This is a genomic window from Aliivibrio logei (assembly GCF_001691055.1).
GTDB classification, from domain to species: Bacteria; Pseudomonadota; Gammaproteobacteria; order Enterobacterales; family Vibrionaceae; genus Aliivibrio; species Aliivibrio salmonicida.
The window spans coordinates 1-23,658 of the sequence record NZ_MAJU01000011.1; the positions used below are offsets into that span (position 1 = coordinate 1).

Genomic DNA, 23,658 nt, shown 5'->3' on the forward strand with positions numbered 1-23,658 from the left:
TCTTCTGCCAGTTCAACGTCATTATGCTCTTCTGTATCCGTATTCAACGTTTCAATAACGTCATCTTCAAGCTCGTTATCTGTTGGCATTTCAGATTCTAGCGGTAATTCTTCATCGATATCAAACGCTTCAGTCTCAAGAGCGGTTTCTGGTTCAAATAAAGAAATATCATCCTCTTCATCATCACTTTCAACTAACCAATCTTCATCTCTCGGTGTTTCTTCAGAAAGCGTCTCTGATACTGTTACACCTTCTTCAGCATCATCGCCACTCTTTCCCAGAGCTTCTTCCTCATCAGAATCATCACCGATTAGTTCATCTAATAAAGCGGTACTGTTTTCATCTAATTCAAACGTAGAATCATCCTCGTCGTCAGCTAATAGTTCATCTAAAAGCGCCGTACTGTCTTCATCTATTTCAATATCATCAAGATCGGTACTATCGTGATCTGACTCTTCAAGTAATTCATCTAATAATGCAGTGCTATTATCATCAAGCTCTAAATCATCGTCATCATCATTTGATTCAGCTAACATTTCATCTAATAACGAAGTGTTATCATCATCAATGTCTAAGTTAATATCGTCTTCATCTGATTCAGCGAGCATTTTATCTAGCAATGCCGTGCTGTCATCTTCAAGCTCTAAACTTGTATCCGATTTTTCATTTTGTTCAGGAAGTATGTTATGCAATACTTCCGTGTCGTCATCAAGATTAAAATCAATACTGTCGTCTTCAGTATTAGCCATATCACCTAATAATGATTCGAAATCTACGTCTTCTTCTAGACCGCTTTTTTCTGGTTCAGAAACAATTTTAGTTTCTTCTTTTTCATCCAAATCCCAACCTTGGTCTAAGACAGATTCTTCATCTTCTTCAGTATCCATTGATGAGAAAAGATCATCTAGCATCGATTGGTCTAATTCACCACCTTCAAGATCTTCATTGTCTTCAAGTTCTGGTGATTTTTTATCTAAAGCCGATAGATCAGAATCATCAATTAATGATAAGTCAAAATCATCATCCTCCGCTTCTAGATCACTTTCAGAGAATAAATCACTATCAAAGTCGTTTAGGGCTTTTTCCATTTCTTCTAAGCCAAGCGCCTTTTCTTCTGCATCAACAGTTAATGCGCTGCCTGACATATCAAGATCGTCATCCAAATCATCTAAACTATCAAGATCATCTAAATCACTTAACTCCGAATCTCCTTTTGATAATAATGAATCTAAATCGTCTTCATCATCTAACGATGCAAACGGGTCATCAAGAGAATCTGTGTTTTCATTTTCAAACTCCGCGAACAAATCATCGTTAGAATCCGTGTTCGTATCGTCACCGAATAAAAACTCATCATTATCTAGATCGCCTAAGATATCATCGTCATCATCTAAGCTGATCTCTGGAATATCATCATCCATATTGAAATGGTCATCAGGCATAATCAGAGCTGACGGTAGATCGGTTTGCGTATTCTCTTCTGCTTCTTCTTCCTCTTCTTTCTTACGACGTGATAAGAAGAAAGCAATGAGGCCTGCGATTAACGCACCAGGAATTAACGCAAGTAATGCGATCAAACCAGGGCTTGATGCCAATTTATCCATTGAACTTGGTTCTGCTTTTTTCTCAGAAACGGCAAGTTGTTTTTGCTCAGTAATGAATTTCTCAACTTCATTACGAATACGATCTTCATTGCCTAGTTCATTTTTTAAATTATCAACTTCATTTTGAACTTCAGCTAATCGCACACGTAATTGATGATTATTTTCTTGTAACGCTGAGAACTCTTGCTCTGTTGTTGCAAGTTCTGTTTTTAACTCACCAAGGCCAGTTGTTTTTTCTGCCATTACTGGCGCTACTGTTTTTTCTACTGCGGTTTTTTTCTCAGTAAACGTTGGTTTCTCTAGTTTTGGTTTTACATCTACTTTAGGTTCTGTGGATGCTTTAGGAGCTACCGACGATCGAGTGTCTGCTTTTTTCTGTGCCGTTTGTTTCTTTTTATGTGCGGCAAGTAATTGCTTCGCATCATCCGTATTTTCACGACGAACTTGTTCTAGTGTTGGTAGACGTAAACGGCTTTTTGGCTCTAAACCATGAATATTGTTATTTTCAAAGGCTTGTGGGTTTAGACGATAAATAGCAAGTAAGGTTTGCTGTACCGATGTCGTCGTTGATGGATTAACACGACTTGCAATAGACCAGAGGGTTTCATTTTCACCCGTTGGTCCATAAATTTTAGTTGCCGTCGGAGCGCTAACCGCAGAAGAAGAAGCCTTAACTGTTGAGGTTCTTGTTGGTGATGCAGGGGCAACCACTTGCGAACTGATCGTTTGATCTTTCCCATCAGGACCAACAATTTGAATTGTACTTGCAGCATTCGCAACCGAACACTGAGATGCAACGAACAACGCTAAAGGTGTTAGCGTTTTAAAGAATTTTTTAGATGCGTCAGACACTAGAGATGCCTCTTAATAAAATGAAAAAAACAATACCGGTGTAACTATATCGGATAATAATCAGAAAACTGTAGTTTTTAAGCAAAAACTGTGTGGTTTATGGAAGAAAAAAGCCTTAGTTTCCACTAAGGCTTTTTTTAAAAGAAAGAATAAACTTATCAATCAATGAATAAGGTACTCTTTAATCATTAAATTAATGGTGACGATTAGTAATAGTCACGAATTAATACTTCTGCAATTTGAACCGCATTTGTTGCCGCACCTTTACGTACATTATCAGCAACTACCCACATATTTAGTCCCATAGGGTGACTAATGTCAGCACGAATACGAGCAACCATTACATGATCTTTACCCGTTGCATCGCTTACTTGCGTTGGGTAATCATTACCATGGAATACTTCAATACCATCGGTTTCTTCAAGTAAGCGAGTCGCTTCTTCTGCATCAATTGGAGCACGAGTTTCAACATGAACAGATTCAGCATGGCCATAAAAAACAGGAACACGCACACACGTTGCATTCACTGTGATGCTCTCATCTGCAAATATTTTTTGCGTTTCCCACACCATCTTCATTTCTTCTTTGGTGTAGCCATTATCCATAAACTCATCAATATGAGGCAAACAGTTAAATGCAATTTGCTTATCGTATGCTTTATTTTCTGCAGGTAGTCCATTGAGTAGTTTTGCAGTTTGGCCTGCAAGCTCATCAATACCCGCTTTACCTGAACCAGATACTGACTGATACGTAGATACGTTAATACGATCAATACCAACAGCATCGTGAATTGGTTTTAATGCCACTAACATTTGAATCGTTGAACAATTAGGGTTCGCGATAATGTTACGGTTACGGAAATCAGCTAATGCTTCTGGATTCACTTCAGGGATCACTAATGGGATGTCCTGATCGTAACGGAAGTGTGATGTGTTATCGATAACAACAACACCAGATTCAGCCGCAATAGGCGCCCACTTAGCAGACAATTCGCTACCAGCAGAAAATAAACCTAATTGCACTTGGCTCCAATCAAACTCTTCTACGTTTTCAACCGTTAATGTTTTACCATTAAAACGAACTGTTTTGCCTTCACTGCGCTCTGAAGCTAGAAGATATAAATTACGTACAGGAAACTTGCGCTCTTGTAATACATTTATGATTGCTTCGCCAACGGCACCAGTTGCGCCTAGAATGGCAACATCAAATTCTTGAGTCATTAGACTTCCTCGATTGTAAATCCAAGTTGTTGTAACGGGGTAAGACCACAGTCTTTATTACCCGTGATAGTGATTGCACTGTATTCTCTTCTATCCCAATAATCTTTACGCATATTATCAAACGCACCGATTGTTGAGATTTCTTTTCTAAATACCGCATCATCTTTTCGCACATCATAGACTAACTGAATCAAATTGTGCAGTGTTGAATGATCCCACTGCTGATTTAGTGTCACATTAGGGATTGGAGCGACAGGCAATAGATTTTGAGGATCAGCACGCTCTTCCCGTTGTAAGAACTCACAGAACGAATTAAATATCATGGTCGTTCCTCGAGCTTTACCTTCCAAGCCATAACCTGCAATGTGCGGCGTTGCAAAAGAAAGTAATGGCAAGAGCGCCATATCAACCTCTGGTTCAAACTCAAAAACATCCAATACGGCTTTAAAACCATCTTGGATTAATAGGCGATTTTTTAACGCATCATTATCAACCACGGGACCACGAGCGGCATTGATCAATATTTGGTCATGACGCAATGTTAATAAGCGCTCTTGACCAATCAAATGATGTGTAGGGAAATCACCATCACGTGTAATCGGGGTATGGAGACTAATAACGTCTGACTTTTCTAATAATTCATCTAAAGAAACAAAAGAACGAGTGTCCCCTTCTTGCTCTTTAATCGGATCATTCAATAGGTAAGGAATACTTAACGCATCAAGACATTGAGCTAAATATGAACCCACTTGGCCCGCACCAATAATACCGAACGTTTTATCAAAAATAGAAAAACCATGTTGCTGAGCTAATACCATCACACAACTTAATACGTATTCAGCAACGCCTACTTTATTACAGCCTGGAGCCGCCGTAAAAAAGACACCTTTATTTTTCAATAAAGCTTGGTCAACGTGATCCATACCAGCGGTAGCAGTACCAACAAAAGAAAGTTTATTCGCTTTACTCAATAATTCTGAATTCACTTTAGTGACTGAACGAATCATCAACGCGTCAACGTCAATTAAATCATCAGCCGTCAAGGTTCTTCCTGGTTTAGCTATTACTTCGCCGAGTTCACTAAAAAGTTCTGCGGCATAAGGCATATTTTCATCAATCAATATTTTCATATTTTCAATATCTGTCCTTTAGATTCATCGGTTCAGTGTATCACCGCTCGATTACACCTATCTACCTAAGTATTAATCCTAGCAATAAAAAACAGTCATAAAAAAACCCAACCAATTGGCTGGGTTTTCATTATTTTAAACGTTAGTCACTGCGCAATATTATGCTTCGTATTTCTTAATTACTAACGTTGCGTTTGTGCCACCAAAGCCAAAGCTGTTAGACATTACCGTTGTTAGTTCTTGATCACGTTTTTCAGTCACGATATCAAGGCCTTCAGCTGCAGGATCTAAGGTTTCAATATTAATGCTTGGCGCGATAAAACCGTGCTCTAACATTAATGTTGAATAAATAGCTTCATGAACACCCGCCGCACCTAGTGCGTGACCAGTCATTGCTTTAGTTGCAGAAATTGCTGGGCTATTGGTACCAAAAACTTCTTGGATAGCGCCTAGCTCTTTCGCGTCACCAACAGGCGTTGATGTACCGTGAGTATTCACGTAATCAACACTGTCTACATTTTGCATCGCCATTTTCATACAACGAACTGCGCCTTCACCTGACGGAGCTACCATGTCGTAGCCGTCTGATGTTGCACCGTAACCAACGACTTCACCGTAGATTTTTGCGCCACGAGCTAATGCGTGTTCAAGTTCTTCAATAACAACCATGCCGCCGCCGCCAGAGATAACAAAACCATCACGGTCCGTATCGTACGTACGAGATGCTTTATCTGGTGTGTCATTGTATTTCGATGATAGTGCGCCCATCGCATCAAACATCATCGTTAAAGACCAATCTAGCTCTTCACCACCACCAGCAAACATTACGTCTTGTTTGCCTAATTGAATAAGCTCTACCGCGTGACCAATACAGTGCGCAGACGTTGCACATGCAGAACTCATTGAGTAGTTAACTCCGCGAATTTTAAACGGAGTTGCAAGACACGCCGATACTGTAGAAGCCATTGTACGAGGAACCATATATGGTCCAACACGCTTAACGCCTTTTTCACGCAAGATATCCACTGCATTAACTTGGTTTAGTGATGATGCACCACCAGAACCTGCAACAATACCGGTACGATCATTTGAAACTTGATCTTCAGTTAAGCCAGAATCCGCTACTGCTTGCTCCATTGAGATGTAAGCAAATGCAGCCGCATCACCCATGAAACGCATTTTTTTGCGATCAATGTGATCCGCTGGGTTCATCTTCAAATTGCCCCAAACATTACTGCGCAGGCCTTTTTCGGCGAACTGCTCAGAGAAGTTAATGCCTGATTTACCCGCTTTCAGAGATTCTAATACTTCTTCAACATTGTTACCGATACTTGAAACAATGCCCATGCCTGTAATTACGGCTCTTTTCATGATTCTTTCCTAATAAGTCATAAATCTTGGTAGATAATAGCGAAGATAGCACAACAAAGTGGTCAGCTTTCCTATAAGTCGTTAAAATCCGACGTAGATTATCTTTAATGGTTCAAATTTATGTCACAAAACCACGTTATACCAAAGAACAACATAACCAATGCTGTCTTAGAATGGAATGAGTCTGGAACACCAGTCTCCAATGATTTTGATGATGTGTATTTCTCTAATGATAATGGGTTAGAAGAAACACGCTATGTCTTTTTACAACAAAATCATCTCCTGCGAAGATGGCAAGAGTGTGACTTACGTCGTTTTGTTATTGGCGAAACGGGATTTGGGACGGGTTTAAACTTCCTTGCCGTGTGGCAATGCTTTAAAGAATTTCGCGCCCAATACCCTGATGCACCACTTAAAGAACTTCATTTTGTTAGCTTTGAAAAATTTCCAGTCACTAAATCTGATTTAGTTAAAGCACACCAAGCATGGCCAGAGTTGGCCGAATTCGCAGAGCAACTACATAAGTATTACCCTGCCGCCGTTCCTGATTGCCATCGTTTAGTACTAGAAGAAGGCATGATAACACTCGATCTCTGGTTTGGTGACATAAAAGATTGTATGCCTCAAATTTGGATGGATGATCACGGTATTATTGATGCATGGTTCTTAGATGGTTTTGCGCCAAGTAAAAACCCTGAGATGTGGAACCAAAATCTCTTCGATAATATGGCAAACCTCGCGAAAGAACATTGTACTTGTGCGACATTCACTTCTGCGGGCTTTGTTCGTCGAGGATTAATAGAAGCAGGCTTTGACATGAAAAAAGTCAAAGGATTCGCTCATAAACGAGAGATGATCGCAGGCACATTAACAGAACGAAAAGCAAAAGCAAATCACGCAGTTTGGTATGCCCGAACGACTCCGGAAGAGGTTACTGATGTCGCTATTATCGGTGGAGGCGTTGCCAGTGCTGCACTAGCTATGACGCTGCTTCGTCGTGGTGTAAAAGTGACGGTATATTGCAAAGATGAAAAAGCAGCACAAGGTGCATCAGGCAATCAACAAGGCGCGGTTTACCCTCTACTAAATGAGAAATATAATTCACTTTCTCGCTTTTTTGCTCCCGGGTTTATTTTTGCACGTCAATTCATTGAACAAGCCGCTGAACAGGTGGAATTTGATCACGATTGGTGTGGCGTAACTCAACTAAAATGGGACGATAAATCAGAAAAAAAACTCAACAAGATGCTTGCTGCCCATTTTCCAAATGAATTAGTCACAGAATTAAACAAAGAAGACACCAACCTACACGTTGGGTTACCTATTAACATGGAAAGTGTTCATTATCCTCTTGGTGGATGGCTCTGCCCAAAACAACTCACTCGTGGGTTATTTGATCATTTTGCTGCCAACCCATTATTTACCTTACACTGTGATTCAGAAGTAACCTCTCTTCAACAAACCAATGATAAACAATGGCATGTGTTATTAGGCGATAGCGTGCATCCACATCAAACCGTCATTGTCGCTAATGGGCATCGTTTCACTGATTTTGAACAAACGAAAGATATCCCTGCGACCGCAGTTCGTGGGCAAGTGAGTCATATTCCCACCACTGAATCATTGAAAAAACTCAACACCGTATTGTGCTATGACGGTTACTTGACACCAGAAAACACCAAACACCAAACTCATTGTATTGGAGCGAGTTACGATCGTCGTGATTTAGATTTAAAATTTAAAGAATCAGATCAAGTTGAAAATGGTGAGCGTTTACATAAATGTATTCCTAACGAAGCATGGCCAAAAGAAGCAGATACAAGCTCAAACCAAGCTCGTGTTGGTATTCGCTGCGCCAGTCGTGACCACTTGCCCTTCATTGGTAATGTCGTTCGATTTGAAGCGATGCAGGAAGAATATAAGAACCTTTATAAAAAGCGTCATTGGCAGCGCGATGCAAAAGAGATCCCTATCTATGAAGGTTTATTCTGTATGTTGACGCTAGGTTCTAGAGGCTTAAGCTCGGCTCCTTTATTAGCGGAAACCTTAGTTTCTCAAATAATGGGCGATCCAATCCCATTGCCTAATTCAGTGCTTGAAGGTCTACATCCGGGAAGATTATGGGTAAGAAGGTTATTGAAAGGAAAACCGTTGGATATTTAAGAGAAAGGAATAGCCGATTTTAGCTCGGTCGCAAGCTCTCTTACCCGTTTCAGGGGAGTTCGTTGTAAATGATAAACTCACAACGAACTCCTCTGATCACAGCTACCTAAATCTTGATCTTTTACTTAATAGAATCAGCCAAGTGGCTCACCGCTAATGCAAAATAATGCGAGCGATTCCAATCCATTAACACTTGATAGTTATTATAAACAAGGTAAGCACGACCATCATTATCATCTGGTTGCACTAACCATGCTTCTAACTCAACATTAGGTAACGACTTTCCATTTAAACGACGAACCCCTAATGCCTCCCATTCAGAGAGTAACTTTCCTTTATCTTCAGAAAGTCCCTTTAGGGCTTCTGCATCAAAAGCATCAGGCAACGTTACCTGACGACCCCAAGTATACGTATCATCCCAACCCACTTGTTTTAAGTAATTCGCCGCAGAAGCGAACACATCGGCATGAGTCGTCCAAATATCTTTACGACCATCATCATTGCCATCAACAGCATAAGCCAAAAATGACGTTGGCATAAACTGGCATTGCCCCATTGCACCTGCCCATGAACCTTTCATGTTTTCAGGGGTAATGTGACCTTGTTCTAAAATGGTTAATGCCGCCATTGTTTGCTTTCTAAAAAAGGCTTCACGGCGACCATCATAAGCCAACGTAGTTAATGCTTCTATCACATTATAACCCCCCGTTAGCTTACCAAAATTACTTTCAACACCCCATAACGCGACGATAAATCGAGGTTGAACCCCATATTCTTTGCCAATTCTAGTAAGCACTTCATGGTGTTTTTGATATAAATCGTTCGCTTGTTTTATCTTCCACTTTGGTACTGCTCGTGGAATATATTCATCTAGTGTTAATTTTTTTTCTGGCTGATTCCGATCAGATTTGACCGCTTTTTCTTTAAAAGCCACATTTTTAAACGCTCGTTCTAAAATAGGCTCTGAAATACCATTCTCGCGCGCTTCATTTTTTAAGTTAACGATATAATCCTGGAAATCCCCTTCAGGTGTATTCGCAGATACGCTTGTGGCCATTAACAAACTGACTATCCCTAGCAGTAATCTTTTCTTCATATTATTTCTCGTTTCGTTTGGCTTTATCTTGCTTGTATTTCTCAAGCAAATTTTCAGGAGGTGGCGGTAATTGTAAAAAATAGCCGTCATTTTTTAAAGAAGCTTCTACTTTTTCAATATCAACAGAGGCTAATTTTCTGCCTTCTAAATTTACCACCATAACCATTTTTGGCGTACCAAACATTGTCATCAATTCTTGAGGTACTGGAGAAAAATCATCTTTTTTCTCAATATAAAGATAAGCACCTTGCTTTTTAGAGCTTTTATAAATCGAACAGTACATTTTAGAACCTAATATTGATAGAGTTGATATTGCTCCCAATCCAGAAGTCTCTTCTCCTGTCTATTTGATGAGAGCCTTGTTAGAAAGTACACTTAAGACAATAAGATAACTTGCTGTGTGGTCAAACTGACTATAACATGGTATCAGATTTGTGGTATTAAAATTACCGTCTGAAAATCTGAATATTCATAACAGCGAAGATACCGAGAGCATGACAAAAACAGCCGATTTGAAGGGCAGTAATTTCACCCTTTCAGTATTACATTTACCTAATGATGACATCACTCAAGCCCTTAGTATGCTTGAGCAAAAAGTAGCACAAGCGCCTTCTTTTTTTGCTTCCGCTCCAGTGGTCATTAATATTGAAAATGTATCGAATGAAATTAATTTTGTTGAACTTAAATTAGGTGTAGAGCGCACAGGCATGATCCCTGTTGGCATTACCGGTTGCAAAGATAAAGAAAAGCAAGCGCAGGCAACGTCTGCAGGTTTTGCGGTAATGACGTCTTTTACACCTCAACAAGTAACACAAAAAGCAAATATGCAACCAACGAAAGTGGTAAGAACCCCTATTCGTTCTGGACAACAAGTGTATGCCAAGGATGCTGACCTTGTGATCTTAAATCATGTAAGCCCTGGGGCCGAAGTTATCGCCGATGGCAGCATACATATTCACGGTACGTTAAGAGGCAGAGCAATTGCCGGTGCCAGTGGCCAAAAAGAAGCAAAGATATTTTGCAAAAATTTACAAGCGGAGCTGATATCCATTGCCGGAAATTATTGGCTAAGCGATCAAATTGACAAAGAGTATTGGCATCAAAATGTCATGGTCACTATGGTTGAAGACCATATTAAGATCGATACCCTAACGTTATAGCACAACATAAAAGGAATAATAAAATGGCACGTATTGTCGTTGTGACTTCTGGTAAGGGTGGCGTAGGTAAAACTACTTCTAGCTCTGCCATTGCATCGGGGCTTGCTCTGGCTGGCAAGAAAACCGCGGTAATTGATTTTGATATTGGCTTACGTAATCTTGATTTAATCATGGGTTGTGAACGTCGCGTTGTTTATGATTTTGTTAATGTTATTAATGGTGAAGCAACGCTAAACCAAGCATTGATTAAAGATAAGCGTGTAGGTAATTTATTTATCCTTCCTGCGTCTCAAACTCGTGATAAAGATGCATTAACCAAAGAAGGCGTTCGTCGTGTTCTTGATGAGTTAATCGCAATGAACTTTGATTTCATTATTTGTGATTCTCCAGCAGGTATTGAAGCTGGCGCATTAATGGCATTATATTTTGCGGATGAAGCCATCATTACCACAAACCCTGAAGTATCATCTGTTCGAGATTCTGACCGCATTTTAGGTATTTTAGACTCTAAATCTCACCGTTCAGAAGAAGCTTTAGAGCCAGTAAAACAACACCTATTATTAACTCGCTATTGCCCAACACGTGTAAATCAAGGCGAAATGTTAAGTGTGGGTGATGTTGAAGAAATTCTAAATATCCCTCTATTGGGTGTGATTCCAGAAAGCCAATCAGTATTGAATGCATCAAACAAAGGTGTACCAGTAATTTTTGACGAAGAATCAAACGCAGGCTCTGCATACCAAGATGCAGTTGACCGTCTGTTAGGCAAGGAAGTTTCGTTCCGCTTCTTAGAAGAAGAGAAGAAAGGTATCTTTAAACGACTATTTGGAGGTTAAGCATGGCATTGCTAGAGTTTTTCAGACCACAAAAAAAAGCCACTGCTAACATAGCGAAGGAAAGGCTACAGATCATTGTTGCTGAACGCAGAAATGGAGGTCCAGCACCTTCGTATTTACCACAACTTAAAGAAGATATTCTTAAAGTAATTAGTAAATATGTTAATGTAAGCCCTGATATGATCACGGTTTCACTAGAACAAAAAGAAGAAGACCTCTCAGTATTAGAGCTAAATATCACTCTGCCAGAAGACGATAATTAAACACTATTTCGTTAATCAGAGTCTATAAAAAAGGTGACCTATCAGAGTCACCTTTTTTGTTTCTGTTTATTGAGATTAGCTTTTATCTAACACCGCCATAAAACGCTCAGCAAGTAACCCTTCTCTCCACTCTTTTAGTACGTCTGGTTTTAAATCAGGGTGACTGTTTTTCTTCCATTTCCAAGACAACAATTGATTAAGCTGTTTTTTAGAGGCTAAAAACTCAGGCATCAAACCCGATTGATCAGAGGCCGCTTTTACTTCATCTTTTAACAACTTAAAAATTTGCTTATAGCCAGGATAATCCATTAATCGTGTTAACGTTTCTGGATATTCGTTTTCATTTAGCTCATCGGCAAGGTATGTGAAACGCAATAGTTTTCCACCATGACGTTGAACCTCTCTCGAATCAAACTCTTCTTTTAGCATTTGCTCTTTACTGCGAAGTCCAAATCGAGCTAATTTCCATAAGTTTGCTTCTTGTACAACAAAGTTAACCGCCAAATCGCGCTTTCTTGCTTCTTCTAATCGCCATTGTGCTGCCATTTTTAAAATAGCTAACTGCTTACCATTTAATTGCCAAGCATTTTTAATATCTAAATACGCTTTCTCAGGATCAGGTTGTTTTTCACGCTTTTTAACCGCAAGTAACGATTCTTGATACGCTGCTTTTTCCCACTCTGTTTGAGCTAATTCTGCTTGTAGTTTCTCAAATAATGGTAATAAATAATGCACATCGGCTGCGGCATAATCTAATTGTTTATCTGATAAAGGACGCGCCATCCAATCAGTACGAGATTCACCTTTATCGAGATCAACACCTAAATAATCAGACACTAATTTCGCAAAGCCTGTCGACAAACCATAGCCTAAAAATGCCGCCATAATTTGAGTATCAATCATTGGTGTCGGCATACAGCCAGCATAATGTTGAAATACTTCTAAATCTTCACCACAAGCATGAAGAACTTTAGTCACACTTTCGTTTTTTAATAAATCCCAAAGCGGCGTTAAATCATCAATTTCAACAGGATCAACTAACGCTAATGTTTCACCATCAAACATTTGAATTAAACCTAAACGTGCATACAAAGTTCTCGTACGTACGAACTCAGTATCCAGCATTAAAAAAGGTTTATTACTTGCCTGTTGGCAAATTTCAGCTAAACGTTGGCTGTGTTTAACGATTTCAAATTCCACAATTTCTTCCTTAAAAATCTGTAACGCTTCTATTAATTGGTCTAAGGCAAGATAGCTTAACGTTAGAAAAACTAAGCTATCTTGTCTCTTCAAATAAAAATAATGCCAGCAACGAGGCTGGCATTTTCGGTTTGAGTATTGTAACTAAATTATGCGGTTTCTTCTGCTTTATATTCGTCACGCAGTTCACGGCGCAAGATTTTACCTACGTTTGTTTTTGGTAAGTCATCTCTGAACTCAACAATACGAGGGATCTTATATCCAGTTAAATGCTGACGACAGTGAGCAATCAGTTCATCTTTTGTTAAGCTTGGATCTCGTTTAACAACACAAATACGAACCACTTCACCTGATGTTGGATGAGGTTTACCTACTGCTGCAACTTCTAATACTTTGCCATGCAGTGCAACAACATCTTCAATCTCATTAGGGTATACATTAAAACCAGAAACCAAGATCATGTCTTTTTTACGGTCAACAATATGTAGGAAGCCTTCATCAAACTTAACGATATCGCCAGTGCTTACCCAGCCATCTTCCGTGATCATATCTTTAGTGGCTTCAGGTTGATTCCAATAACCTTTCATAACTTGAGGGCCACGAACTTGAAGCTCACCAACCTCATCATTTCCAACAACGTTACCTTCATCATCAACCATACGAACTTCAGTTGATGGAACTGGCAAACCAATTGAACCATTATATGACGTTAAATTATGAGGATAAGCTGCAACTAGTGGTGAACACTCAGTCAAACCATAGCCTTCAAGTAAATAACAACCAGTATGCTGCTGCCATTGTTCTGCAACTGCACGTTGCACAGCCATGCCACCACCAACAGATAAGCGTAGGTTACTGAAATCTAACCCATGAAAATCTTCATTATTAACCAGCGCATTAAACAGTGTATTTACACCAGTTATGGCCGTAAATGGGTATTTCTGTAGCTCTTTAATAAAGCCAGGAATATCACGAGGATTCGTAATTAATAAATTACGGCCTCCCATTTCAATAAATAATAAACAGTTCACTGTTAATGCAAATACATGATACAGAGGCAATGCCGTAACGATAAGCTCACGCCCTTCCGTTAGTACAGGGCCATAAGCACCTTTAGCTTGCATGACATTCGCCACCATATTGCGGTGAGTTAGCATTGCACCTTTCGCAACGCCTGTCGTACCACCCGTGTATTGTAGAAAAGCTAAGTCTTCACTATCAATAAATGGTTTTATGTACTGCATTCTACGACCTTTACGTAATGCATTACGCATAGAGGTCGCATGTGGCAAACTGTATTTAGGCACCATTTTTTTCACGTATTTAACAACGAAATTGACAATGGTCCCTTTCGCTCTTGGTAACTGCTCACCAAGATTCGTTAAAATAACGTGTTTAACCGGCGTATTATCTACGATTTTTTCTAGTGTACTGGCAAAGTTTGAAACAATAACAATCGCGGCAGCACCTGAATCGGTTAATTGATGCTCTAATTCACGTGGGGTATAAAGAGGATTAACATTGACCGCAATCATACCAGCACGTAATACACCAAATAATGCAATTGGGTATTGCAGTAAATTTGGCATCATCAATGCAACACGGTCACCTTTTTTAAGCTTCAGATCATTTTGTAAGTAAGCGGCAAAGGCGCGACTGCGCTCTTCTAACTTACGAAACGTCATGACTGAACCCATGTTAATAAATGCAGGTTGGTCTGCATGTTTTTGAACTGATTGCTCAAACATATCAACTAATGAGGTGTATGCATCAGGGTTAATTTCTGCAGGTACGTCTTCTGGGTAACGTGAAAGCCAAACTTTATCCACGCTTTTCTCCTATATCTTTATAAGAGACTCATTGTTTATCTCACAATAAGCCTCTGGCTGTGATAAGCATCACTTTAAGTGGGTAGACTATTTACTCTAGTATTATAGTCAACTTATTTTATTATCAATTATAGATTTGACTGAAATTTCATCATGAATGTGACGAAAGTTTACATTTAAACGTTTTTTAAGTATTAATTTTGTTAAATAACACATTTAAATACGTTGAGATTTTTCCCGGGTGTTGTAAATGACAATGATGCCCACCTTCGATTTGAAAAGACTCAACGTGTTGAATATAAGAATAGCGATGCTCTTTTTGCTTTAAATGTCCATACCCGTCAACCCCAATAATGACAATCACGGGACATGTTATATCAGACAGTAGAGCCAATGCGTGAGCTTCTGACATTCGATACAAAGATTCGCATTTTACTTTTGCATCCGTCGTCCATTGCACGCCATCAGAGGTTGAACGTACTGCTCTTTGCATTATAGGTTCTAATAACACTTCTGGTAATTGGTTTACCTTAGAGCGCAACGCTAACGCTGCTTGCCTATCTTTTAATGTTCTTTGGGGCTTATGACGATAACGCTGACGACTTAATACACCTTCACGTAATCGTTCGGATGTTTTCTCCGCCTCTTCACTTAAAGGGCCTAATGCTTCTATCATCATTAATGCAGCCACTTTTTCAGGAAAAGCAGCGCTATAAGCACTCGCAATCAACCCGCCCAATGAATGCCCCACCAAAATAACGCTATCTAGTTTTAAAGACAGTATTGCCTGATGAAGATCATCAACATAATCAAAAAAATGATAAAAATTATCGACGCCTTTATGATCAGATAATCCGTGCCCAAACCAATCAAATGCAATTAAGCGACAGGTCGGGTTAGAAACGGAAAAAGCCGTCATTGTACTTAAAAACGTAGCCGCGTTATCTTGCCAACCATGTAAAAATAAAACTACATTATCGGCATTCTTAGGTCCAAGCTCTATTATCGCTAACGAACCGTGATGAAGCGATAGGTCATATTGATGAAATGCGTGCATAACCGCTTATTGAACTTCCTGAACGACTTTGCCACGACGAGTATCAATATGGCTGCGTTGATATATACAGCGCGTTCCTCGACATGGCATATAATCCATATCAAAATCATTCGTTACTACGTATTCTTGAATTTGCCATAAATGCAATGCACTGCCATCAATCACAGGAAATGAATATTCATAGTCACCAACATTCCCTTTTTCAATCGATGCTGTTTTTCCTAACACAGTAATAAGTCGTCCCTTCGCGTAAGCGATTGGATCAACAAAACCATCCATATAAACAACAAATCGTCCATTCGGTTCTTCTGATATATCGGGTTTTCCAGCCGATGAGATCGGTAGGTTAACGACTTCAATTCGAGTTTTTTCTGCTTGATTATCAATACGAGCAATCACTCCGCCTAAACGAACAGCAACCGCGTTTCCTGATTCCGACGCATCAGAAAATGGCGTATAGGTAACAATCGTATTTTCTTGGTTTGACTCTAGCTCGGTCGGTAAAGAACTACACCCAGCCAAAAACAAAGCACATAATAAAAATAATGAACGTTTCATAATCACTTTCTCCTTATTAATTTAGATATAAAGATCGACACCCACTAATTGAGCAAGTTCTTCTCGACGTTTCTGCAACATAATATCCATGTATTCTTCCATCGCATGACGATTTCGTCCCTCAGGTAAATCATATTGAAGTCGAGAATCAGCATAAGCAGATGCATCAAGGTGTTTAATGTGATTAGTTACCGCTTTGGCCACTTGAGATGGCTGAGAAACAGAAGCTTTATCACCTCCTGCTTTCTTTACCTGATTTTTCTTTCCTACTGCTTGCTGCTTTTGTATTAGCGCAGGAGGTAAACCCTGAATAGAAACCATAGTGACCTTTTAAATTAATAATAACAGCGAGCTAATTAATCTCGCTGTTAGAGATAGAAAGATTACTCACGACCTGGTAATTTTTTCCATGTCACGGTATCACGAACATAAACAGGCGTTGATTCCTCAACAGGAACCGCTAAGCCTTGTTCAAATTTTTGTAATGCAAGTATCGCCATATCCTGAGCTTCAGGGTATAGAATATCACTCGCCTTTGTCTCAAGAGGCAATGTCTCTAATGCATCAGGATAAGCATCCCAACCAGTGCCTACCGTTAGCCATTCACCCGTTTGATCTGGTAGTTTAGCCGCTAATTCAGCCGGAACTGAAACCATATCAGAAACAAGTGGTGACCACGTTGCATCGTCATTACGTTGATACATGCCAAAATAGACTTCACTCATTCGTGCATCAATTGCGCCTGCAATTTGTGTTGCACCATGAATACGGTAAGCCGCTTGAGCCATTGCTTCTAATGTAGAAATACCTATCATAGGTAAATCGGCACCAAACGCCAAACCTTGAGCAATACCAATACCAATACGAACACCGGTGAAGCTACCAGGACCTTGTCCAAATGCTAATGCATCTAAATCTTGCAAACGCACACCCGCTTCTTTTAATACTTCATCCACAAACGGAAGAATCTTAATGGTGTGTTCACGCGGTGCCACTGCACTTCGAGAATGGACTTTTCCGTCAATGATTAATGCGACAGAACAGTTTTCAGTGGCGGTATCTACCGCTAAAATTTTTACGCTCATTAGTGCCTCAATTTTCTAAAATAACTTCTTGTTTCTCTAATTTTTTATGTTGATCTGCTTTCGCTAAAAATTCAGACACATTTTTTAAATCTCGAGTTCTTGGTATCGGCGGTAAACTTTGTAGAAACGTAGCCCCATAAGGCCTAGTAACTAAACGATTGTCACAAATAATCAATACCCCTTTGTCTTTGGTATCGCGAATTAATCGCCCTACCCCTTGTTTTAAGGTAATAACAGCATCAGGTATTTGTACTTGTGAAAATGCGTCACCACCACTTAGCTGACAATCTTCAATACGCGCTTTCAAGAGCGGATCATCAGGGGCAGTAAAGGGAAGTTTGTCGATGATAACACAGCTTAGCGCATCACCTCTAACGTCAATACCTTCCCAGAAAGCCCCTGTAGCAACCAATAACGCGTTGCCAAGTTCCATAAACTCCGCCAACAATTTTTGCTTGGTCGTCTCACCTTGCATTAATACCGGCAGATCTAACATCTCTCTGAACTGTCCTGCCAAATCCCGCATCATTTGATGTGACGTGCACAAAAAGAAACACCGACCATTATTTTGTTTAATCACTGGTAGCAGTAATTCTACAAGTTTATTCGCAATCCCATGACTGTTCGGTTCAGGAAGAAAACGCGGAACACACAACAACGCTTGAGTTTGATAATCAAACGGACTCGGTAATGAAAACTGTTTTGTAGGTTCCAACCCCAAGCGCTCGGTAAAATGAGAGAAATCATCATTTACAGCCAGTGTTGCCGACGTAAATATCCAAGCCCCTTCTTTATCTGCCACTTGTTCTTTAAACTTATCCGCGACAGACAATGGTGTAATATTCAAACTAAAATGACGAGGAGTACATTCAAACCAATAGGAATAACCACCAATAGTGGTATCACATACACGCTCTAGACGATTCTTTAATAAGGCACAACGATCAAAAGCAGCATCCAATAGCTGGCTACGCCCTAATGCTAATTTCAAAACATCATGAGCCAGCTCAAACGCATCATTTATACGTACAATTTCACGTTGAACCGCCGCCGACTTAATGGCCTCTCGCCAATTACCTCGAAATCCAGATTCACCTAACACAATACGTAAGTCCATTGCTGCACCCGCTAGACGCTCTGCTACTTTTTGCAATTGGCGCATGTCTCTTGCTTCGGTGCGATAACCAATTTCGATGTCTTTTGCTAATTCGGTCAACTGGCGGCTAGATAGGTTTTGTCCAAAATATTGACTCGCAATATCTGGTAATTGATGGGCTTCATCAAAAATAAAAATATCGGCTTCTGGAATCAGTTCACCAAAACCTGTTTCTTTAATCGCTAAATCAGCAAGAAATAGATGATGGTTCACCACCACGACATCGGCATCCATTGCTTTCTTTCGTGCTTTAACCACAAAACACTCATCAAAGCTCGGGCAATCTTTACCTAAACAGTTGTCGTTGGTGGAAGTAATTGAAGGAATTATCGGACTGTCTTCGGCAATCGCGGTGCAATCACCAAGATCCCCTGTTTTTGTTTCTGATGACCAAGCACGCACCTTAACAAGTTGCGTTAATAACTCAGGATCAGCTTGAGGAGTATGACTTTCGACTAATTGCTGGTTTAAACGCTCTGGACAAAGGTAGTTTGAGCGTCCTTTTAATAAAGCCACTTGGCCATAAAAACCCAGTGAAGACGTCATTAAAGGCAAATCACGATGAAAAAGCTGTTCTTGTAAGTTTTTAGAACCCGTACTGATAATGGTCTTCTTGCCACTAATCAGGGCAGGAACAAGATAAGCAAACGTCTTTCCTGTTCCCGTACCCGCTTCTACCACTAATTGTGTACCATCTTTGATAGCAGCATGAACCGCATGAGCCATATCTAATTGAGGTTGACGAGGTTGGAAACCCGGAATCGCTTTTCCTAACGCGCCTGATGACGAAAAAATCTTAGCAATCATATCAACCCATACTCATCGTGATTTTAAAATAGGGTTGAGATTATGCCAAGATTTACAGAGAAACTAAACGTTAAGTTTACTTATTCAGATAACGAGTTGGCCATAAACGTTGAATTCGCGGACTCAGTACTTTGTCTTCATAACTCCAATAAATATTATTTCTAACAAACCAAGTAATTTACTCTCATCAACATGACATTGTGGCGTTTTACATAATTGATGCCCCACCGACTTTATAATGTTTATTCGCCAGCATCTTAACCATCGCACAGTTCCTTAATTACAATGCATTATGATCGGTATCTTATTTATATTTTTGATTTTTCAGGGCGAAAAACACTTTACGTTCCCTTCTTTTGTCGGTACAACCATAGACAGTCCAAATTTATAGACACACTTTGTGAGCACGAGAGATATAATGGAAAAGAAAATATTATTAACGGATTGCCCTGATTCTCGTGGGCTAATCGCCAAAATAACCAACATTTGTTACAAACATCAGCTGAACATTGTTCACAATAATGAATACGTAGACAACGTTACGGGTCAATTTTTCATGAGAACCGAACTTGAGGGGATCTTTAATGATGAAACCTTCTTACTCGATATTGATCAAGCATTGCCGCCAGGCAGCCAACGAAAGTTAGTATTAGAACCAAAAAAGAAAGTCGTTATTCTTGTCACTAAAGAAGCTCATTGTATTGGTGATATTCTAATCAAAGCCTATTCTGGTGCGATGAACATCGAGATCTCGGCGGTTATTGGTAACCACGATACGTTAGGTGCCTTGATTGAGAAGTTTGATATTCCTTTTCATTATGTATCTCATGAAGGCTTGTCACGTGGCGAGCATGAAGACAAAATGCTAAGCATTATTCATTCATACGCTCCTGAATACGTCGTTTTAGCAAAATACATGCGTGTACTTACTCCTGAATTTGTTGAGCAATTTCCAAAAAGAATCATCAATATCCATCACAGTTTCTTACCTGCTTTCATTGGTGCAAAACCGTATCAGCAAGCTTATGATCGTGGAGTGAAAATCATTGGTGCTACAGCACACTTTGTCACCAATAATTTAGATGAAGGTCCAATCATCAAACAAGATGTTATCCCTATTGATCATAACTTCAGTGCAGAAGATATGGCAATGGCAGGACGTGACGTTGAGAAATCAGTATTAAGTAAAGCCTTAACAAAAGTTCTGAATGACCATGTATTTGTTTATGGTAATAAGACCGTTATTCTTTAAATAATGTCGTAAATACAAAAAACGGAGATCATCATGATCTCCGTTTTTATTTGTTCTTAATTTGAATTCAATCCAATTATTGTGCAGTAATAAACTCTATCGCGTGTTTATTAAATTCTCTCGGCCTGTCGATATTACATACGTGACCACATTCTGGAATTTGCAATAAATGACTGTGTTCATGTACCGCAACCATTTCTTGTACTGGTTTCATGAACATGTAGTCATTTTCACCCATGACATACAGCGTGGGGATTGGTAATTCTTTATCTTTAAAACAGCGCATTAATGGATTCACATCTGCAGCTAATTTAAACCAACGTTTAAACTCTTTCTGGCATAATTTCTTAGCTTCTCTGGTGAAAATATGACGCGATTCTTTTTGGCTTTTTTGTGGCATGACAACATAAGCAAACAATTTATACAGCCACATATAAGGCATGATATTTTTAGTAATATCGCCCATTTTAATCAAAAACTGAGAGCGGAAATTAAAACGTGTAATTGCACCGGCTAATACCATCGAACTGACTCTGTCTTGTGCCAGTTCCGCTAGGTTACGAATAATGATGGTGCCAAGAGACATACCAACAAAATGTGCTGATTTAATATTAAGATGATCAAGGACATCGATAATATCTTGGCTTACGACCTTAAAAGAATACTGTTTATTAATGAATTCTTTTAATTGTGAGAAGTGACTTGAGCGACCGTGGCCACGTAAATCAATAAGCAAAATATTAAAATTCTTTCTAAAAGCAGCGATTTGTTTGAACCATGTAGTGGAACTTCCACCTGCTCCATGAACAAACACAACCCACTTTGAGCTTGATTCATGTTCATAGGTTTTATGGAATAACAAAGAATTAGACATTCACTCTACTTTTAATATGAGAAAGATATGGAGTCAGACTATACCATCCTATATCAACGATGAATACTCACAAGGAAGTAGACTGATAGAAATCTGACATACGGTTACAAAACATTACTAAGTTATTGATTTTTTAGTTAAGTTCAGAGTTATTACTCTATATATACTATTAAAACAATCAATATAAGCTAAGCTACCTTGTTCTTTTTCTATGTAACAATTTAATACAAACAGTGCATTTGTCTCATAAAAATCATACTCATCAAGACCATCAAACTGAGGAATATTAATTTGCGACACTAATTGCTCAGATATAGCATTAGGTATTCTCTGACTAAATGCGACGTGAGTAATATCACTCCGACTGGCGATATAATCAACAATGGTTGTGCTATCAAATTGACAAGAAGAGACCTCAATACTTGCAAGTGCATTTTTAAAATCGCCACTAAGTAGCATCCAATTAGCTCCTTCACCAATCGCTTGATGAATAGGGAGATCTAAATAAGCGTGCGGAAGCGTGTTGTTTTCTGGTTTCTCATCAATGCCTCCTAACAGCACTTGTGTTTCTTTGCCTAACTTCAAATTTGCATGAACTAATAGTAATGCATTTTCGACCACGAAACCTTGTTGAGCTAAGTTCAGATTTTTGCTTTCTAATCCCAAATATTTAGCAATATAAAAGCCGGCGGTATTGCTTAATGAATTGATGAAATCAACCGGTTTTGGCGGCATTTCTTCAATATAACGTTGATGACACAAACGATTGAAGACAGCCAGATTACCTTGCCCTGATACCATAAATACGGCGGTATTTTTATCAATACCCCCTAATTCAATACCATCCTTTTCTTTTAATAACCCAGAAGCGCCTAATAAACCAAGTTGAATAAAACGATCAGTACGGCGAACATAGCCCGACGCAACTTTCTTACATTCTACTTTTGTATCAAACATTTCATCTTGTTTAATATTGAGCGTTGATACTCGATGAACATACATCATGCCGATACCTTTTTTATTACCAACGCGTTGTTATTTCCACCAAAACCAAAGCAATTTAATAAAAACACCCCTTCATGGCATTCTTGAGCCACAGTAAGTGGGCCCCACTCAATCTCATTATCTTGCAGTGAAAAATTTGGCGTTGCTGGGATAAACCCATGATCAATACTATTCATCATTAATACCAATTCACTGACACCACAACTTCCTAGTGTATGACCAATATAAGGTTTTAATGAGAAAAACGAAGGCATTTGATTAAATACTTGTTTCATACCGCTGACTTCTGCCAAGTCACTTAAATGACTTGCAGTACCATGAGCTTTCACCGCCGTAATATCAGCAGCGTTAACCTGACTATTTAACAAAGCTTGAGATAGCACTCGTTTAATCCCAGAGCCATCCGAATTAACACCCGTTACACTGTGTGTTTCACACTCGCTCGCACCACCTAAAAAGTGCCAGCCCGAATCACACACATCATCACGACTCATTAAAATCGCACTCAATGCTTCCCCCAGTAATAAACCATCTCGGTTTGTATCAAATGGCTTTATTGTTTCTTGCGCTAGTAACTGCATAGAAACAAAACCTTCAAACGAATGTGGGGCAAACATTTCCATCCCAACAACAAGCGCATAATCAATAATGCCACTTTCTAACATCGTAGCGGCTTCTAACACTGCATTAGAACTTGATGTGCATGCGGTATTACAGGTTAAGCTAAAGGTACTTAAACCAAAGTACGCTGAAATCACATCAGCATAATGTCCGTTTCCAACACGCTGTTGTTCTAATTCAGGAAGCGCTCCCTCTTTAATGCCTTGCCCTAATGGCACCATTAAAGAAATATCATTTGCTGCGCATCCAACAAAAACACCACAACGACTCAACTGTTCGGTAGTGAGTTGATGCAGTTCAAAAATAGGCGAGATTAAGGTAATTAAATGAGGAAGAGGATCAAAAAGAACACTAAAATCCCCTTCGTTCTGAATCGCGTAATACGGTAACGTTTTGGTCTGTTCGAACACTTTTACCGATTTATTTACGGTGGTATAACGTCCAGATCTCAGGGATTGTATTCTCTGCTTAATATCACCGAGGGCACTCAAAGTATCGCCCGCCAAAAGAGTTATCATC

General features: G+C 39.4%; 21 protein-coding genes. 5 read left to right on the plus strand and 16 right to left on the minus strand.

The features are described from left to right. The 4 genes from A6E04_RS10535 to fabB form a co-directional block, all read right to left on the minus strand. Positions 1–2,456: FimV/HubP family polar landmark protein (locus tag A6E04_RS10535; protein ID WP_280513404.1), on the minus strand; the 2,456-nt coding region annotated here is incomplete at its 3' end. Between the two features lie 206 nt (positions 2,457–2,662). Next, entirely contained in the window at positions 2,663–3,676 is a 1,014-nt protein-coding gene (locus A6E04_RS10540; protein ID WP_012549828.1) for an aspartate-semialdehyde dehydrogenase, read from the minus strand. Continuing rightward, on the minus strand, positions 3,676–4,806 hold the full coding sequence (locus A6E04_RS10545) for a 4-phosphoerythronate dehydrogenase (protein WP_065611294.1): 1,131 nt from the start codon (positions 4,804–4,806) through the stop codon (positions 3,676–3,678). The genes A6E04_RS10540 and A6E04_RS10545 overlap by 1 nt, the downstream gene beginning before the upstream one ends. Positions 4,807–4,965: 159 nt before the next feature. Beyond that, positions 4,966–6,177, minus strand: a complete 1,212-nt coding sequence (gene fabB, locus A6E04_RS10550; protein WP_017022463.1) for a beta-ketoacyl-ACP synthase I — start codon at positions 6,175–6,177, stop codon at positions 4,966–4,968. Between the two features lie 120 nt (positions 6,178–6,297). On the opposite strand from fabB, the gene mnmC reads away from it, so the two are divergent. Beyond that, positions 6,298–8,340 (plus strand): bifunctional tRNA (5-methylaminomethyl-2-thiouridine)(34)-methyltransferase MnmC2/FAD-dependent 5-carboxymethylaminomethyl-2-thiouridine(34) oxidoreductase MnmC1, encoded by a 2,043-nt coding sequence (mnmC, locus tag A6E04_RS10555; RefSeq protein ID WP_065611296.1) that lies wholly within the window; start codon positions 6,298–6,300, stop codon positions 8,338–8,340. Between the two features lie 121 nt (positions 8,341–8,461). Here the strand turns inward: mnmC and A6E04_RS10560 are convergent, their stop codons facing one another. Both A6E04_RS10560 and A6E04_RS10565 read right to left on the minus strand, forming a co-directional pair. Further along, complete coding sequence (locus tag A6E04_RS10560) at positions 8,462–9,436, minus strand: lytic murein transglycosylase (protein WP_023603581.1); 975 nt, start codon at positions 9,434–9,436, stop codon at positions 8,462–8,464. A 1-nt stretch (position 9,437) separates the two neighbouring features. Further along, positions 9,438–9,719 carry a YcgL domain-containing protein gene (locus A6E04_RS10565; protein ID WP_017022460.1) on the minus strand — a complete coding sequence of 94 codons (282 nt, stop codon included), beginning with the start codon at positions 9,717–9,719 and terminating at the stop codon, positions 9,438–9,440. 211 nt (positions 9,720–9,930) lie between these two features. On the opposite strand from A6E04_RS10565, the gene minC reads away from it, so the two are divergent. From minC to minE, 3 genes are read left to right on the plus strand one after another with little or no spacing between them, the layout of a single operon-like run. Then, positions 9,931–10,596: a septum site-determining protein MinC gene (minC, locus tag A6E04_RS10570; RefSeq protein ID WP_023603582.1), complete on the plus strand. Its 666-nt coding sequence runs from the start codon at positions 9,931–9,933 to the stop codon at positions 10,594–10,596. Positions 10,597–10,619: 23 nt separating this feature from the next. Next, a complete protein-coding gene (gene minD / locus A6E04_RS10575; RefSeq protein ID WP_012549821.1) occupies positions 10,620–11,432 on the plus strand; it encodes a septum site-determining protein MinD in 813 nt (270 codons plus the stop codon). Positions 11,433–11,434: 2 nt separating this feature from the next. Continuing rightward, positions 11,435–11,695, plus strand: coding sequence for a cell division topological specificity factor MinE (gene minE / locus A6E04_RS10580; protein WP_012549820.1), 261 nt, complete (start codon positions 11,435–11,437; stop codon positions 11,693–11,695). 75 nt (positions 11,696–11,770) lie between these two features. Here minE and rnd read toward each other — a convergent pair whose 3' ends face one another. The 7 genes from rnd to yoaA form a co-directional block, all read right to left on the minus strand. Next, the gene (gene rnd / locus A6E04_RS10585) at positions 11,771–12,895 is read right to left on the minus strand and encodes a ribonuclease D (RefSeq protein ID WP_017022458.1); all 1,125 of its coding nucleotides are present in this window, start codon (positions 12,893–12,895) and stop codon (positions 11,771–11,773) included. A 149-nt stretch (positions 12,896–13,044) separates the two neighbouring features. Next, entirely contained in the window at positions 13,045–14,724 is a 1,680-nt protein-coding gene (fadD, locus tag A6E04_RS10590) for a long-chain-fatty-acid--CoA ligase FadD (RefSeq protein WP_065611298.1), read from the minus strand. A gap of 187 nt (positions 14,725–14,911) precedes the next feature. Next, positions 14,912–15,781, minus strand: a complete 870-nt coding sequence (locus A6E04_RS10595) for an alpha/beta fold hydrolase (protein WP_065611299.1) — start codon at positions 15,779–15,781, stop codon at positions 14,912–14,914. Between the two features lie 6 nt (positions 15,782–15,787). Next, positions 15,788–16,339 carry a Slp family lipoprotein gene (locus A6E04_RS10600; RefSeq protein WP_065611301.1) on the minus strand — a complete coding sequence of 184 codons (552 nt, stop codon included), beginning with the start codon at positions 16,337–16,339 and terminating at the stop codon, positions 15,788–15,790. A 21-nt stretch (positions 16,340–16,360) separates the two neighbouring features. Further along, positions 16,361–16,660, minus strand: coding sequence for a hypothetical protein (locus tag A6E04_RS10605; protein ID WP_017022454.1), 300 nt, complete (start codon positions 16,658–16,660; stop codon positions 16,361–16,363). Positions 16,661–16,722: 62 nt separating this feature from the next. Then, complete coding sequence (tsaB, locus tag A6E04_RS10610) at positions 16,723–17,424, minus strand: tRNA (adenosine(37)-N6)-threonylcarbamoyltransferase complex dimerization subunit type 1 TsaB (RefSeq protein ID WP_012549685.1); 702 nt, start codon at positions 17,422–17,424, stop codon at positions 16,723–16,725. Between the two features lie 7 nt (positions 17,425–17,431). Further along, entirely contained in the window at positions 17,432–19,387 is a 1,956-nt protein-coding gene (gene yoaA, locus A6E04_RS10615) for a DNA repair helicase YoaA (protein WP_065611303.1), read from the minus strand. Between the two features lie 418 nt (positions 19,388–19,805). Between yoaA and purU the strand changes: the two genes are divergently transcribed. Continuing rightward, complete coding sequence (purU, locus tag A6E04_RS10620; protein WP_017022452.1) at positions 19,806–20,639, plus strand: formyltetrahydrofolate deformylase; 834 nt, start codon at positions 19,806–19,808, stop codon at positions 20,637–20,639. A 76-nt stretch (positions 20,640–20,715) separates the two neighbouring features. On the opposite strand, the gene A6E04_RS10625 is transcribed toward purU, so the two are convergent. From A6E04_RS10625 to A6E04_RS10635, 3 genes are all read right to left on the minus strand, one after another. Further along, entirely contained in the window at positions 20,716–21,513 is a 798-nt protein-coding gene (locus A6E04_RS10625; protein ID WP_012549688.1) for an alpha/beta fold hydrolase, read from the minus strand. A gap of 117 nt (positions 21,514–21,630) precedes the next feature. Next, positions 21,631–22,518: a hypothetical protein gene (locus A6E04_RS10630; protein ID WP_065611305.1), complete on the minus strand. Its 888-nt coding sequence runs from the start codon at positions 22,516–22,518 to the stop codon at positions 21,631–21,633. Continuing rightward, complete coding sequence (locus tag A6E04_RS10635; protein WP_175365426.1) at positions 22,515–23,657, minus strand: beta-ketoacyl synthase N-terminal-like domain-containing protein; 1,143 nt, start codon at positions 23,655–23,657, stop codon at positions 22,515–22,517. The genes A6E04_RS10630 and A6E04_RS10635 overlap by 4 nt, the downstream gene beginning before the upstream one ends. Position 23,658 lies beyond the last annotated feature (1 nt).

Excerpts from the sequence above, each read along its gene's own strand:
- A6E04_RS10540 (WP_012549828.1), bottom strand. The coding sequence starts at position 3,676 with ATGACTCAAGAATTTGATGTTGCCATTCTAGGCGCAACTGGTGCCGTT.
- A6E04_RS10545 (WP_065611294.1), bottom strand. The coding sequence starts at position 4,806 with ATGAAAATATTGATTGATGAAAATATGCCTTATGCCGCAGAACTTTTT.
- fabB (WP_017022463.1), bottom strand. The coding sequence starts at position 6,177 with ATGAAAAGAGCCGTAATTACAGGCATGGGCATTGTTTCAAGTATCGGT.
- mnmC (WP_065611296.1), top strand. The coding sequence starts at position 6,298 with ATGTCACAAAACCACGTTATACCAAAGAACAACATAACCAATGCTGTC.
- A6E04_RS10560 (WP_023603581.1), bottom strand. The coding sequence starts at position 9,436 with ATGAAGAAAAGATTACTGCTAGGGATAGTCAGTTTGTTAATGGCCACA.
- A6E04_RS10565 (WP_017022460.1), bottom strand. The coding sequence starts at position 9,719 with ATGTACTGTTCGATTTATAAAAGCTCTAAAAAGCAAGGTGCTTATCTT.
- minC (WP_023603582.1), top strand. The coding sequence starts at position 9,931 with ATGACAAAAACAGCCGATTTGAAGGGCAGTAATTTCACCCTTTCAGTA.
- minD (WP_012549821.1), top strand. The coding sequence starts at position 10,620 with ATGGCACGTATTGTCGTTGTGACTTCTGGTAAGGGTGGCGTAGGTAAA.
- minE (WP_012549820.1), top strand. The coding sequence starts at position 11,435 with ATGGCATTGCTAGAGTTTTTCAGACCACAAAAAAAAGCCACTGCTAAC.
- A6E04_RS10595 (WP_065611299.1), bottom strand. The coding sequence starts at position 15,781 with ATGCACGCATTTCATCAATATGACCTATCGCTTCATCACGGTTCGTTA.
- A6E04_RS10600 (WP_065611301.1), bottom strand. The coding sequence starts at position 16,339 with ATGAAACGTTCATTATTTTTATTATGTGCTTTGTTTTTGGCTGGGTGT.
- A6E04_RS10605 (WP_017022454.1), bottom strand. The coding sequence starts at position 16,660 with ATGGTTTCTATTCAGGGTTTACCTCCTGCGCTAATACAAAAGCAGCAA.
- tsaB (WP_012549685.1), bottom strand. The coding sequence starts at position 17,424 with ATGAGCGTAAAAATTTTAGCGGTAGATACCGCCACTGAAAACTGTTCT.
- yoaA (WP_065611303.1), bottom strand. The coding sequence starts at position 19,387 with ATGATTGCTAAGATTTTTTCGTCATCAGGCGCGTTAGGAAAAGCGATT.
- purU (WP_017022452.1), top strand. The coding sequence starts at position 19,806 with ATGGAAAAGAAAATATTATTAACGGATTGCCCTGATTCTCGTGGGCTA.
- A6E04_RS10625 (WP_012549688.1), bottom strand. The coding sequence starts at position 21,513 with ATGTCTAATTCTTTGTTATTCCATAAAACCTATGAACATGAATCAAGC.
- A6E04_RS10630 (WP_065611305.1), bottom strand. The coding sequence starts at position 22,518 with ATGATGTATGTTCATCGAGTATCAACGCTCAATATTAAACAAGATGAA.
- A6E04_RS10635 (WP_175365426.1), bottom strand. The coding sequence starts at position 23,657 with ATGATAACTCTTTTGGCGGGCGATACTTTGAGTGCCCTCGGTGATATT.